Source organism: Sphingomonas albertensis, from assembly GCF_014358075.1.
GTDB lineage: Bacteria > Pseudomonadota > Alphaproteobacteria > Sphingomonadales > Sphingomonadaceae > Sphingomonas > Sphingomonas albertensis.
Genome location: NZ_JACONT010000016.1, coordinates 24,551 through 36,955 on the forward strand (window position 1 = coordinate 24,551; position 12,405 = coordinate 36,955).

Genomic DNA, 12,405 nt, shown 5'->3' on the forward strand with positions numbered 1-12,405 from the left:
ACCAGCGCAGCTGGTGGAGGGGGGCTCCACAGGCGTCACGCTAGCGTTCAGCGTTTTCCACAAGGGTTGCCCGCGCGTGTCTCGCCTTCCGCCAGCGTTACGTTCGGGGCGATCCCCCTCCACCCTTCGCCAATGGCGAACGGTCCCCCTCCCCGTGCCGGGGAGGATTTTGCGCACCGTCTAGCTCCCCTCCCTGGAGGGGAGGGGCTGGGGGTGGGTCGGCCTGTAATTGCCGAGACGCTCGCCAAGCAGCCGACCCACCCCCGACCCCCCCTCCAGGGAGGGGAGATTATCAGCGCTTCCTTGCGCCCACATCTTGAGATCAGCGCTTCCTTGCGCCCACATCTTGAGATCAGCGCTTCCTTGCGCCCACATCTTGAGATCAGCGCTTCCGCCGCGCCCACATCTTCCGCGCCACCACCCACGCAACAATCAAAACCACGACGCCGAGAATCAACACCCCAGCCACCGCCCCGGCGACCCGGAAAATTCCCCAGAACAACGCCTCGACGAATCGCCCGACCGCGACCGAAAGGCCGATCACAAAAGAGGCTCCATACGCGACACGCCTCACCGGTAGCCGGCAAAGGCTTGCGCGCCAAACCCCGTCTTCCTACGCCCGCAGGATGCAGACCCAGCCGAGCCACGCGGAAATCGTCCCTGACAGCGAGCATCGCGGTCTCGTCGGCCGCCTCCCGCCGACCCTCCGCGGCCTGGCGCTTCTCGCCCGTTTCGACCGCCCGATCGGCTGGTGGCTGCTGTTCTGGCCCGGCGCCTGGGGCGTCGCGCTCGCCGGTGGCGCTGTGCAAAGATGGGACCTGATCCTCTGGCTTCTCCTCGGCAGCATCGCGATGCGTGGCGCGGGCTGCGTGTTCAACGACATCGTCGACCGCGACCTCGACGCGCAGGTCGCCCGCACCCGCGCCCGCCCGATCCCCAGCGGCCTCGTGTCGATCAAGCTCGCCTGGATCTGGCTCGTCGCGCTCTGCCTGATCGGCCTGATCGTCCTTCTCCAACTCACCCCCTTCGCCGCGATCGTCGCGCTCGCGAGCCTCGCCCCCGTCGCCGCTTATCCGTTCATGAAGCGCATCACCTGGTGGCCGCAGGCGTGGCTCGGCATCGTCTTCTCCTGGGCGTTGCTGGTCGGCTGGAGCGACATCGCCGGCGCGCTCGATGCACCGATGTGGCTGCTCTACGCGGGTTCGATCGCCTGGGTGATCGGCTACGACACGATCTACGCGCTGCAGGACCGCGAGGACGACGCGATGATCGGCATCCGCTCGTCCGCACTCCGCATGGGCGCGCGCGTCAAGACCGGCGTCGGCGCCTTCTATGTCGCCGCGATCGCGCTCTGGGCCGCCGCCTTCTGGCAAGTCCGCCCCGATCCGCTCGCGATCGCGGCGCTCGTTCCCGCCGCGCTCCACCTCGCCTGGCAGGTCGCAACCCTCAAACCCGACACGCACGAAGGCGCAGGCACCGCCGCACTCGCCCGCTTCCGCGCGAACCGGTTCGCCGGGCTGCTCATGTTCCTAGCCTGTGTGGTTGTCGGCACGAGCCTGCATCCTTAAGTCGCTGCTATGCTGACCCCAGACCAAGCCCGCGACCGCGCCCACGACATCGTCCAGCGCGCGAGGGCGGCGGGCGCCGACGCCGCCGACGCGGTCTTCGCCGCCGACGCCGCGCTCGACGTGTCGATCCGCCTCGGCAAGCTCGAGGATATCGGCCGCTCCGAAAGCGAGGATCTGGGCCTGCGCGTGTTCGTCGGCCAGCGTTCCGCCAGCGTATCCACTTCCGACCTGTCGACCGCCGCGATGGACGCGCTCGTCGAACGCGCGGTGGCGATGGCACGCGAAGCCCCCGAAGATCCCTGGGCCGGTCTCGCCCCCGCCGACCGCCTTCTCCACGGCATCATCCCGATGCTAGGCCTCGACGACGGCGGCGAAGCCAGCCCCGAGCAACTCCGCGACGCAGCCCTCGAAGCCGAGGACGCCGCCCGCGCCGTCCCCGGTGTTTCGAACAGCGAAGGCGGCGGCGCCAGCGCCTCGCGCAGCGTCTGGGCACTCGCCACCAGCCACGGTTTCGCCGGCGCCTATGCCGCGACGGGCTACGGTGTTTCGGCCAGCGTCTTGGCGGGTGAAGGTGGCACCATGCAGCGCGATTACGCGCACAGCAGCGCCCGCCTCCGCGCGCATCTCGAAGCACCCGAAGCGATCGGCCGCCGCGCCGGCGAACAGGCGGTGGCCCGTCTCAACCCCGGCCGTCTCGTCAGCGGCCCCACCACGATCGTCTACGACCGCCGCGTCGGCGGATCGTTGGTCGGCCACATGCTCGGCGCGATCTCCGGCCAGGCGATCACGCGGAAGACCAGCTTCCTGCTCGATTCGCTCGGCAGCCAGGTGTTCGCGCACGGCATCACCATCCGCGACGATCCGCACCGCCCGCACGGCCTGCGCTCGCGTCCGTTCGACGGCGAGGGGCTCCCCGTCTCGCCGAGCGACATCATCGAGGACGGCATGCTCGAACGCTGGCTACTCGACTCCGCCTCGGCACGCCAGCTCGGCCTCGAACCCACCGGCCACGCCGCCCGCGGTGTCGGCGGCGGCCCCGGCGTGGCGACCAGCAACGTGTTCATGGAACCGGGCCACGTCCCGCTTGAAACGCTGATCGCGGACATCACGTCGGGCGTCTACGTCACCGAGTTGATGGGCGGCGGCGCGAACGGCGTCACCGGCGACTACAGCCGTGGCGCGGCAGGCTTCCGCATCGAGAACGGCCAGATCACCACGCCGGTCGCGGAGTTCACGATCGCCGGCAACGTGAAGGACATGTTCCTCGCGATGACCCCCGCCAACGATCTCGAATTCCGCTACGGCGTCAACGTGCCGACCCTGCGCGTGGAGGGCATGACGGTGGCGAGTGGCTGACCCGCGCCGCCGCGGGCCGGAACGGTCGCCGGAATGGCTGCGCGCGATGGCCGACGCCGTCGCGAAGATCGCCATGGAGGCCGGCGCGATGGCGCACGACCGCTTCGACACCGATTTCCAGCGCTGGGAAAAGACCCCCGGCAGCCCGGTCTGCGAACTCGACATCGCGATCGACCGGATGCTCAAGTCCCGCCTGTCGACCCTGCTCCCCGAGGCAGGCTGGCTCTCCGAGGAAACCGCCGACAACGCCGACCGCCTCGCGCATGACCTGCTCTGGGTGGTCGACCCGATCGACGGGACGCGCGACTATATCCGCGCCCGTCCCGGCTGGTGCGTCTCGATCGCGCTGGTCGACCGCGGCCGCCCGGTGATCGGCATCCTCGACGCCCCCACGCGCGACGAGCACTGGCGCGCGGTGGTCGGGCAGGGCGCCACCCGCAACGGCGTGGCGCTCCAGACCGGCACCCGCACCGAATTCGCCGGCAGCCGCACCCCCGTCGACGCCCTCCCCAAAGCCGACCGCGACCTCGTTATGGTCCACAAGCCCAACTCGATCGCGCTCCGCATAGCCATGGTCGCCGCCGACGAAGCCGACCTCGTCGCGACGCTCCGCTGGGGCAACGAATGGGACATCGCCGCGGCAGTGCTGGTCGCCAGCGAAGCGGGGGCGACGGTGAGCGACGCGCTCGGCGCGCCGCTGGTGTTCAACAAACCGCGGCCGCAGGCGTTCGGGGTGTTGGCCTGCATTCCGGGGATACACGGCGCGGCGGTCGAACGGTTGGCCGACCGGGCGCGCACCGTACTGGGTTGACGGCAATGATAAGGTGGTGAGTGGTCCGATCTTTTCTGGGCAGGAAAAGACAATTTCAGCAGGTTATTGAGCTGGCGAATTAAACGTTAGCTTTTCCCAGTCTTCAAAATAGGCTTCGTCCTTGGGTCTGGCGCGGATCATATCAATATAGTCCTGAGCATCAACGCCAGTCTCTTCGATCAGCGCATTCGCAACCTTTCGGAAATGGTCTGCAGTAAGGGCACAAGCGCCTGCGATCACATCGATGCCCCGCTCGCTCCAGAGGTTATGTATGTGGCACTGCCAGAAGTTATGCGCCAGATAGTCGCGGCCATCCTTGGCGATGCTTAGCGCGTCCCGAAGCAATTCGGACAGCTTGAATGCTCTAAGCAAACGACCTTGAACCGTGGCGAAGTTTCCGCGCATCACGTTGGTAATAAGCGCTCTGTGTTCGGCAGCGTTCGTCTCGGCCATAGCTCGCTCGCCAAGTCTGAGCACTTCTGCCTTCACGATAATCAACGCCATCAGTTGTTCAAGCGCGGACGCGGCTGTCATGGCATGACCGTACGCTTCGAATGCCCGAAACCAATCTACGCCGTCAGGAGGTTCGCCGAACCAAACTGCGATATCGTGCTTGTCGGGCATCAAATCCCAGACCTCGGTAAAGCGTTACGCGTTCGGGTGCCGCTATGGTCAGCGCAATAGAGCAAGCTATGCCATGTCACACGTCCAGAAGTCCTCAACGTAGCATGATCGAGAATAGCGGCATCAAGCTCGCTTTTCTTCAAGTCGTCGCCATTGATAACGCATTGTAGGCTGTTGATCAGGAACGTTCGCGCGTCGGTCATGTCGTCAAACTGCCCCAACGCTAGCGATCCGGCAATGTCCGTTATTCAGATTTTAATCCGGCCAATTACGGTCTGGCTTGAGGGAAATCTACCGAAACGCGAGAGCTACGCGCCTGCCCTTCGTGCGGCTGGTCAGGTGGAAGTGTAGGCACCGGTCGCACCGATACGCCCTGAGCGGCACGCGTCCGGTTTGCGCCACCGCTAGCGCATCCGCCTCCGACACGAACCGTGCCTTTCGGCGGCAGACGCTGAGCCGGGTGCGTTTCACCTGCTCAGTCCTTGTACTTCATCTCCAGGAAGCGACCGCGGGTCGAGAGGTTGTCGAGGTCGCTTTGCGCGAGGCGGGCGGTCATCTCGCCGATTTCCTGCTCGATCAGCTTCAGGCCGTCGACCAGTTCGGCGTCGGGCGTGCGGCCGTTGCGCGGGGTGGTGCGGAGCGACGCCGGGACCTTTTCGTAATCCTTGACGAAGGCGGGCAATTGTTCGCCGATCAGTTTGCGCACGTCGACCGCTTCCTGCGTGTTCGCGTCGAGCGTCGCCAACTGCGGCGTCAGCGTTTCGAGACGCAGGCCTATCCGGTCGACCAGCGTCATCGCGGATGCGGGGAGGGCGGGGCGCTGCGCCTCCAGCCAGCGTTCGGTCTGTGCGGGGAGGGCGCGGATGTCGACTGCCGCGAGCCGCTCCGGCGTCGGCGCGCGTTCCGCCGGCCAGACCGCGAACAGCACCGTCGCGGCGACCAGCAGCGCCATCACCAGCATCGCGCCGCCGATCCCGAGTGGCACGATCCAGCCGATCACCATCGCCGCGATCAGGATCGCCACGTCGGCGACCGCGATCCGGGTCAGCCGCTTGCCGATCGCCTGCGTCTGCCTCGCCCGCCCCCGCGATGGCGTACGCGCGATGGCGGTGCCCGTCCGGTCGTCCGAAATGCGCGACCAGGAGGCGCGGGCGCTGGCGATGGCGTCGTCGACTTCGCTCACGAGGGTTACATCGCCTCCAGCTTGAACGGGCTGGCCGACGGTCCGCCCAACTGCCCCTGCGTTGCGCCTTCAGCCCGCGCGATATAACCACGCGATTTGTCGACCTCGTTCGACAGCGCGCCGACCGTGACCTTCATCGAATCGAGCGCCTTCAGCTTGAACACGTCGATCGCGTCCATCGTGTCGTAGATATTCTGGAACGCGCGTTGCAGCGTTTCCAGCGGGATCGTCGCCGACGCGGCCTGTTCGTGGATCTGCGCGGTCTGCGATTTGAGCAGCTTGCCGGTCGAATCGATGATGTTCGCGGTGGTCGTGTTGAGCGCGGTGATCTGCTCCAGCACCAGCTTCTGGTTGGTCAGCGCCTGCGCCACCGTCACCGCGGTGCGCAGCGCCGACACGGTCGTGGTCGAGGCGCGATCGACGCCCTTCACCAGCTCGACATTGTTCTTCTTGACCAGGTCGAGCGCGAGATAGCCCTGCACGGTCACCGCCATCTGAGTCAGCAGATCCTGCGTGCGCTGGCGCGTGTAGAACAACGCCGTCTCGCGGATCGCCTTCGCCTTGGCGGGATCGCTGTGGTCGAGGTCGTTGGCGACGTCCTCCAGCTTGGCGTCCATCGTCTTCGACAGATGGATCATCTGCTCGAGCCGGCCCATCGCCGCCCACAGGTTCGCGCGCTCGGTATCGATCGCGGCGTTATCCATCAGCAGCTCGTCCTTGCCCGAGCCGAGGCTCTTCAGGATCTGCGCGATGTGCGTCTGCGACGATTTATAGCCGTCGAAATAATTGCGCATCTTGCCACCGAACGGGATGATCCCGAACAGCTTCTGCGGCGCGGTGAGGTTGCCCTTCTTGCCCGGATCGAGATCCTCGACGACGCGGCGCAGCTCGGCCAGATCCTTGCCGACGCCGGTCTCCTGATCCATCGCCTTGACCGGGCGATCGAGGAAGCGGTTCGACTGGCCGGCGGCTTCGCGGATTTCCTTCGCGCCCATCGCGGTAATCGCGTCGACACGCTTGCCGAACTCGGGCGAATTGACGTCCTGCGCGACGAGATCGGTGACGAAGCCCGACACGCGCTCCTCAAGCTGCGACTTCACGCCGGCATCGACGGGCACCAGCCCGGACGCCTTCGCGGCGGCGACGGTCGGCACCGGATCGGGCGGGGTCAACACCAGGCCCGGCTCTTCCGTCAGCGTGTTCGGGGTCGTCGCCATGCTCGTGTCTCCGTTCGGTGGGGCATCGTGGCTGCAACCCGCCCCGCGTTCAAGTGGCGTATATAGATAATACACTCAGGCTTGCCAACTGCTCTCCTTGAAACCGGGCGGCCGCGTGGACAGCTTGTCGGCGACATCACAGGAGTTCCAGCATGCGCGCCATCGGCTATACCAAGTCGCTCCCGATCGACGATCCGCAGTCGCTCGTCGACCTCGATCTCCCCAAGCCCGAGGCGACCGGCCGCGACCTGCTGGTCGAGGTGAAGGCGGTTTCGGTCAACCCGGTCGACACCAAGATCCGCCAGCGTCGCGAAGACCCGGACGGCACGCCGCAGGTGCTCGGCTGGGACGCATCGGGCGTCGTCGTCGCGGTCGGTCCGGACGTGACAGGGTTCAAGGTCGGCGATGACGTGTTCTACGCAGGCGCGATCGACCGACCCGGTACCAATTCCGAATATCACCTCGTCGACGAACGCATCGTCGGCCACAAGCCGCAGTCGCTCGACTGGGCGCAGGCGGCGGCGCTGCCGCTGACGTCGGTCACCGCGTGGGAGACGCTGTTCGACCGGCTCGACGTGCGCAAACCCGTCCCCGGCGCGGCGAACGCGATCCTGATCATCGGCGGGGCAGGCGGGGTCGGCTCGATCACGATCCAGCTCGCGCGGCAACTCACCGACCTGACCGTGATCGCCACCGCGTCACGCGACGAGACGCGCGGCTGGGTCGAGGAGCTCGGCGCGCATCACGTGATCGACCACCGCAAACCGCTCGCCGCGCAGGTCGAGGCGCTCGGGCTCGGCGCGCCGGGGTTCGTGTTCTCTACGACGCATACCGACGAGCATATCGCCGAGATCGGCGAACTGCTGGCGCCGCAGGGCCGGCTGGCGTTGATCGACGATCCGAAGACGCTCGACATCGTGCCGCTGAAGCAGAAGTCGATCTCGGTCCACTGGGAGCTGATGTACACGCGCTCGCTGTTCCAGACCGCGGACATGGGCGAGCAGGGGGTGTTGCTCGACGAGGTCGCGCGGCTGCTGGATGCGGGGACGATCCGGACGACGCTGGCGGAGAATTTCGGGCGGATCGACGCGGCGAACTTGCGCAAGGCGCATGAGCGGATCGAGAGCCACACCGCCAAGGGGAAGATCGTGCTGGAGGGATTCTGAGCCTTCCGACTTTCCAGAGCGTCCCGTTAACCTAGGCCACCACTCCGGCGAAGGCCGGGGCCCAATTGGGGGGACGTTGCTAACGGATGGCGGTGCTCCATTATTAGCACCTTTCCAATTGGGCCCCGGCCTTCGCCGGGGTGGATAGAATGGAGGGCGGAGCGCTTCTTCTCGTTCCCTCGCGGACGAGGGGGCCTAGGAACCAGGGACGACACCGCTTGTGACCCTGGGCCCCCGCGTTCGCGGGGGAACGGCATTGGTTCGGCGGAAGGCGCATCTCACCGCCGAATGAGACTGGCGGCGGCGCAAACACACGATACGCTGCGCACCATGCTCCGCCCGCTGATCCTCGCGCTTGCGCTCCTCCCCGCGGCCGCCACGAATCGTCCCCCGCCAGCCGACCCGCTCACCGCCACGATCCACACCGAAGACGCCGACCGCTTCGCCGCGCTGTTCGCCAAAACCAAGGGCAGACCCACCGCCGCGCAACTGAAGCGCGACTATCTCGACAAAGGCAGTTTCGGGATCGGCGTCTTCACCCCCGGCCGGATCGTCGACGCGGACAATCTCGCGCGCGCCATCGCCGCCAACCCGACGCGGTATGCACAGGCGATCAAGACCTGCCTCCCCGCCGCCAAGGCCGCCACCGCCGATCTCCGCGCGATCTATCTCGGCCTGCACGGCGCACTCCCCGACGTGAAGCTCCCGCAGGTCTATATAGTCTTCGGCGCAAACACCTCCGGCGGCACCGCCAAACCCGGCGCGCAGGTGCTCGGGCTCGAAGTGCTGTGCCGCATGTCGCCGACCCCGGAGAAACTCCGCCAGACGCTCCGCCATTTCTTCGCGCACGAGACGGTACATTCCTTCCAGCAGGATGCGGGCATGACGCTCGCCCGCGACCCTTTGCTCACCGCGATCCTCGTAGAGGGTGCCGCCGACTTCATCGCCCAGCTCGTCACCGGCGAGGAGCCCGACGCCGCCCGCGCCGCCTGGGCCACCTTTCGCGAAGCCGAACTCTGGCGCCAGATGCAGGCCGACATCGCGCTCACCCGCAAGCTCACCGACAAGGACGACCCCGAGGAAGGCTCGCCCGAAGCCAAGGCCTATGCCCGCTGGATCGGCAACTACTCCACGCCGCCCGCCGGCTGGCCTCCCGAACTCGGCTATTGGATGGGGCTGCGGATCTGGCAGCGTTACTATGCCGCCGCCCCCGACAAGCACGCCGCGCTGAGGGCAATGCTGGCGGTCCGCGATCCCCGTGCTATTCTCGCCGCCGGAACATACAAGCGCCGCGGAGGTTCCCTCTAAAGGCGACGAAATGCCGCTGCGTCTTCCCGCGGCGCAACAATTACGCTATGGCGCGCGCCAACCCCGTTCCTCGATCAAGAGAATACATTCATGAGCCTCCGCAACGTGGCGATCATTGCGCACGTCGATCACGGCAAGACGACGCTGGTCGACCAGCTCTTCCGCCAGTCCGGCACCTTCCGCGACAACCAGCGCGTCGAAGAGCGCGCAATGGATTCGAACGACCTCGAAAAAGAGCGTGGCATCACCATTCTCGCCAAGCCGACCTCGGTCGACTGGACTCCTCCCGGCGAGTCCGAGAGCATCCGCATCAACATCGTCGATACGCCCGGCCACGCCGATTTCGGCGGCGAAGTCGAGCGCATCCTGTCGATGGTCGACGGCGTCGTCCTGCTGGTCGATTCGTCGGAAGGCGCGATGCCGCAGACCAAGTTCGTCACCGGCAAGGCGCTGGCACTCGGCCTGAAGCCGATCGTCGTCGTCAACAAGGTCGATCGCAACGACGCGCGCATCCAGGAAGTGCTCGACGAAGTGTTCGACCTGTTCGTGTCGCTCGACGCGAACGACGACCAGCTCGACTTCCCCGTGCTCTACGCATCGGGTCGCAACGGCTATGCCTCGACCGACATGGACGCGCGCGAAGGCACGCTGATCCCGATGTTCGAGACGATCGTGAAGCACGTGCCCCCGCCCGCCGTGGAAGTCGCCGGCGTGCCGTTCACCTTCCTCGTCACGCTGCTCGACCGCGATCCGTTCCTCGGCCGCGTCCTCACCGGTCGCGTCAATTCGGGTACCGTGAAGACCAACCAGCCGATCCACGCGCTGAACAACGACGGCAAGATCATCGAGACGGGTCGCGCCTCGAAGATCATGTCGTTCCGCGGTCTCGATCGCGTACCGGTCGACGAAGCCAAGGCCGGCGACATCATCTCGCTGGCCGGGCTTTCGGTTGCGACCGTGGCAGACACGATCGCCGATATCACGGTGACCGAGCCGCTGCACGCGCAGCCGATCGATCCCCCCACGCTGTCGATGCGTTTTGCCGTGAACGACTCGCCGATGGCGGGCCGCGAGGGCTCCAAGGTGACGTCGCGCATGATCCGCGAGCGCCTGTTCCGCGAAGCCGAGTCGAACGTTGCCGTGAAGGTGACCGAGGCGGCCGACAAGGACAGCTTCGAAGTCGCCGGCCGCGGCGAGCTTCAGCTGGGCGTGCTGATCGAGACGATGCGCCGCGAGGGCTTCGAACTCGGCATTTCGCGTCCGCGCGTGCTGTTCGGCGAGGACGAGAACGGCAAGAAGACCGAGCCGTACGAGACCGTCATCATCGACGTCGACGAGGAGCATTCGGGCACCGTCGTCGAGAAGATGAACACCCGTAAGGCCGAGATGACCGACATGCGTCCGTCGACCGGCGGCAAGACCCGCATCACCTTCTCGGCGCCGTCGCGCGGGATGATCGGCTATCATGGCGAGTTCCTGTCCGACACGCGCGGCACGGGGATCATGAACCGGCTGTTCGAGAAGTACGGTCCGCACAAGGGCGCGATCGAGGGCCGCAAGAACGGCGTGCTGATTTCGAACGGTTCGGGCGAGGCGAACAACTACGCACTGGGTCCGCTCGAAGAGCGCGGCATCCTGTTCGTGGGCCACGGCGAGGCTCTCTATGAGGGCATGATCGTCGGCGAAAACGCCAAGCCGGACGACCTCGAGGTCAACCCGATGAAGACCAAGGCGCTGACCAACTTCCGCGCGTCGGGCGGCAAGGACGACCAGGTCCGCCTGTCCCCGCCGAAGCGCGCGACGCTGGAGCAGGCGATCGCGTACATCGACGACGACGAGATGGTCGAAGTCACGCCAAAGTCGATCCGCCTGCGCAAGCGCTTCCTGGATGCGAACGAGCGCAAGCGCGCTAGCCGGGCTAAGCAGAGCGCCTGAGACCGGCACGGCGAAGCCGGCCAAGCTTACAAGCTCGGCCGACTTCGCTCAGGCGAGGTCCGACGGCACGGCTTCGCCGGGTCGCGCTGGGCTAAGAATGCAAAAAGGCCGGGGGGAAACCTCCGGCCTTTTTGTTTGTGGAAACATTTCCGGCACGGGCTCGCCCAACAATCCTCCCCCTGACGGGGGAGGATCGCAAGGTCACATCCTTACCCGACCAAACGCATTACCTGCTCGACCTCACCGCCGGGCATCCCGACCCGAAACGTGTTCCGCCCCGCCGTCTTGGCCGCGTACAGAGCCGCATCCGCCACCGCGAACATCGCCTCGGCATCATAGGCATAGCCGTCGCCCGCCATCGCGATCCCCGCGGACGCCCCGACCCGCAGGATCTCTCCCGCCCAGACGATCGGCATCCGCAGATCGGCCAGTGCCGCCGCGAGCCGCAGTTCGAGCGCCGCGCCCAGCGTTTCCGCGCCGACCAACACCGCGAACTCGTCCCCACCGATCCGCGCGATCATCGGCGCGTCCGGAAACCCCGCCGCCAGCCGTTCCGCCACCACGCGCAGGCACGCATCGCCGGCGGCATGCCCGAGCCGGTCGTTGACCTGCTTGAAGCCATCGACGTCGAACAGGATCAGCGCCCCCAGCGGTGCAAGTCCAGACCCGCCCGCGGGCGCATCGAGGAACCGGTTCTGGAACACCGCGCGGCTCGCGAGCCCGGTCAACGCGTCATGCTCGGCAAGCTGCCGCATCGCCTCCCAGCGCAGCTTTTCGTCGGTGATGTCCTGCTTGAGCCCGTAAAGCCTACGCGCCCGCCCGCCTTCGACCACGACATTGCCGGTCAGTCGCATCCACCGCCGCGCGCCATCGGTCCGGACGATTTCCGCATCGACCGAAAACCGGCCCCGCTTGGCGTCACCGCTCGTCCCGGCGTCCGCAATCGCCTGCGCGCGTGCCCGTTCCATCGCCTCGCGTGACTCCTCGGCGTACATCGCCACGGTCTCGCGCCGATCGACCCGTGTGTCCGCGGGCAGCCCGAAGAGGTCGTAGATCCCTGCGGTCCACAGCAGCGACGAATCCGCCAGGTCACAGCTCCAGGCACCCATTCCCGCCAGCGCGAGTGCGCGTTCGATCAGCGCCGCTTTGTCGAAGGTTTCTCCAGACGTCGTCGGCGACCAGATATCGATCGTCGTCGTCATGCCTTGAGCCTGTTTTGCCCGCCCCGTTTTGCCAT

Annotated in this window: 11 protein-coding genes; 6 read left to right on the forward strand and 5 right to left on the reverse strand. The window is 66.6% G+C overall.

Annotated features, from left to right (window positions below):
- Positions 1-382: 382 nt before the first annotated feature.
- Positions 383-544: a hypothetical protein gene (locus tag H8S47_RS08960; RefSeq protein WP_187503538.1), complete on the reverse strand. Its 162-nt coding sequence runs from the start codon at positions 542-544 to the stop codon at positions 383-385.
- Positions 545-626: 82 nt separating this feature from the next.
- On the opposite strand from H8S47_RS08960, the gene ubiA reads away from it, so the two are divergent.
- The 3 genes from ubiA to H8S47_RS08975 are packed head-to-tail and all read left to right on the forward strand — an operon-like array spanning position 627 to position 3,735.
- Complete coding sequence (gene ubiA, locus H8S47_RS08965; RefSeq protein ID WP_187503539.1) at positions 627-1,568, forward strand: 4-hydroxybenzoate octaprenyltransferase; 942 nt, start codon at positions 627-629, stop codon at positions 1,566-1,568.
- Positions 1,569-1,577: 9 nt separating this feature from the next.
- A complete protein-coding gene (locus H8S47_RS08970) occupies positions 1,578-2,924 on the forward strand; it encodes a TldD/PmbA family protein (RefSeq protein WP_187503540.1) in 1,347 nt (448 codons plus the stop codon).
- 46 nt (positions 2,925-2,970) lie between these two features.
- On the forward strand, positions 2,971-3,735 hold the full coding sequence (locus H8S47_RS08975) for a 3'(2'),5'-bisphosphate nucleotidase CysQ (protein WP_187503541.1): 765 nt from the start codon (positions 2,971-2,973) through the stop codon (positions 3,733-3,735).
- 63 nt (positions 3,736-3,798) lie between these two features.
- Here H8S47_RS08975 and H8S47_RS08980 read toward each other — a convergent pair whose 3' ends face one another.
- The 3 genes from H8S47_RS08980 to H8S47_RS08990 form a co-directional block, all read right to left on the reverse strand.
- Positions 3,799-4,359, reverse strand: coding sequence for a hypothetical protein (locus H8S47_RS08980; RefSeq protein WP_187503542.1), 561 nt, complete (start codon positions 4,357-4,359; stop codon positions 3,799-3,801).
- A gap of 475 nt (positions 4,360-4,834) precedes the next feature.
- The gene (locus H8S47_RS08985; RefSeq protein WP_187503543.1) at positions 4,835-5,542 is read right to left on the reverse strand and encodes a hypothetical protein; all 708 of its coding nucleotides are present in this window, start codon (positions 5,540-5,542) and stop codon (positions 4,835-4,837) included.
- A 5-nt stretch (positions 5,543-5,547) separates the two neighbouring features.
- Complete coding sequence (locus H8S47_RS08990; RefSeq protein WP_133020402.1) at positions 5,548-6,759, reverse strand: toxic anion resistance protein; 1,212 nt, start codon at positions 6,757-6,759, stop codon at positions 5,548-5,550.
- Positions 6,760-6,911: 152 nt separating this feature from the next.
- Here H8S47_RS08990 and H8S47_RS08995 point away from each other — a divergent pair, with 152 nt between their 5' ends.
- The 3 genes from H8S47_RS08995 to typA all read left to right on the forward strand — a co-directional run bounded on the left by H8S47_RS08995 (position 6,912) and on the right by typA (position 11,168).
- Positions 6,912-7,925, forward strand: coding sequence for a zinc-binding alcohol dehydrogenase family protein (locus H8S47_RS08995; RefSeq protein ID WP_187503544.1), 1,014 nt, complete (start codon positions 6,912-6,914; stop codon positions 7,923-7,925).
- Between the two features lie 330 nt (positions 7,926-8,255).
- Complete coding sequence (locus tag H8S47_RS09000) at positions 8,256-9,233, forward strand: DUF2268 domain-containing protein (protein WP_235982714.1); 978 nt, start codon at positions 8,256-8,258, stop codon at positions 9,231-9,233.
- 90 nt (positions 9,234-9,323) lie between these two features.
- Positions 9,324-11,168 (forward strand): translational GTPase TypA, encoded by a 1,845-nt coding sequence (gene typA / locus H8S47_RS09005; RefSeq protein ID WP_187503546.1) that lies wholly within the window; start codon positions 9,324-9,326, stop codon positions 11,166-11,168.
- Between the two features lie 209 nt (positions 11,169-11,377).
- On the opposite strand, the gene H8S47_RS09010 is transcribed toward typA, so the two are convergent.
- On the reverse strand, positions 11,378-12,370 hold the full coding sequence (locus H8S47_RS09010) for a GGDEF domain-containing protein (protein ID WP_187503547.1): 993 nt from the start codon (positions 12,368-12,370) through the stop codon (positions 11,378-11,380).
- Positions 12,371-12,405: the final 35 nt, after the last annotated feature.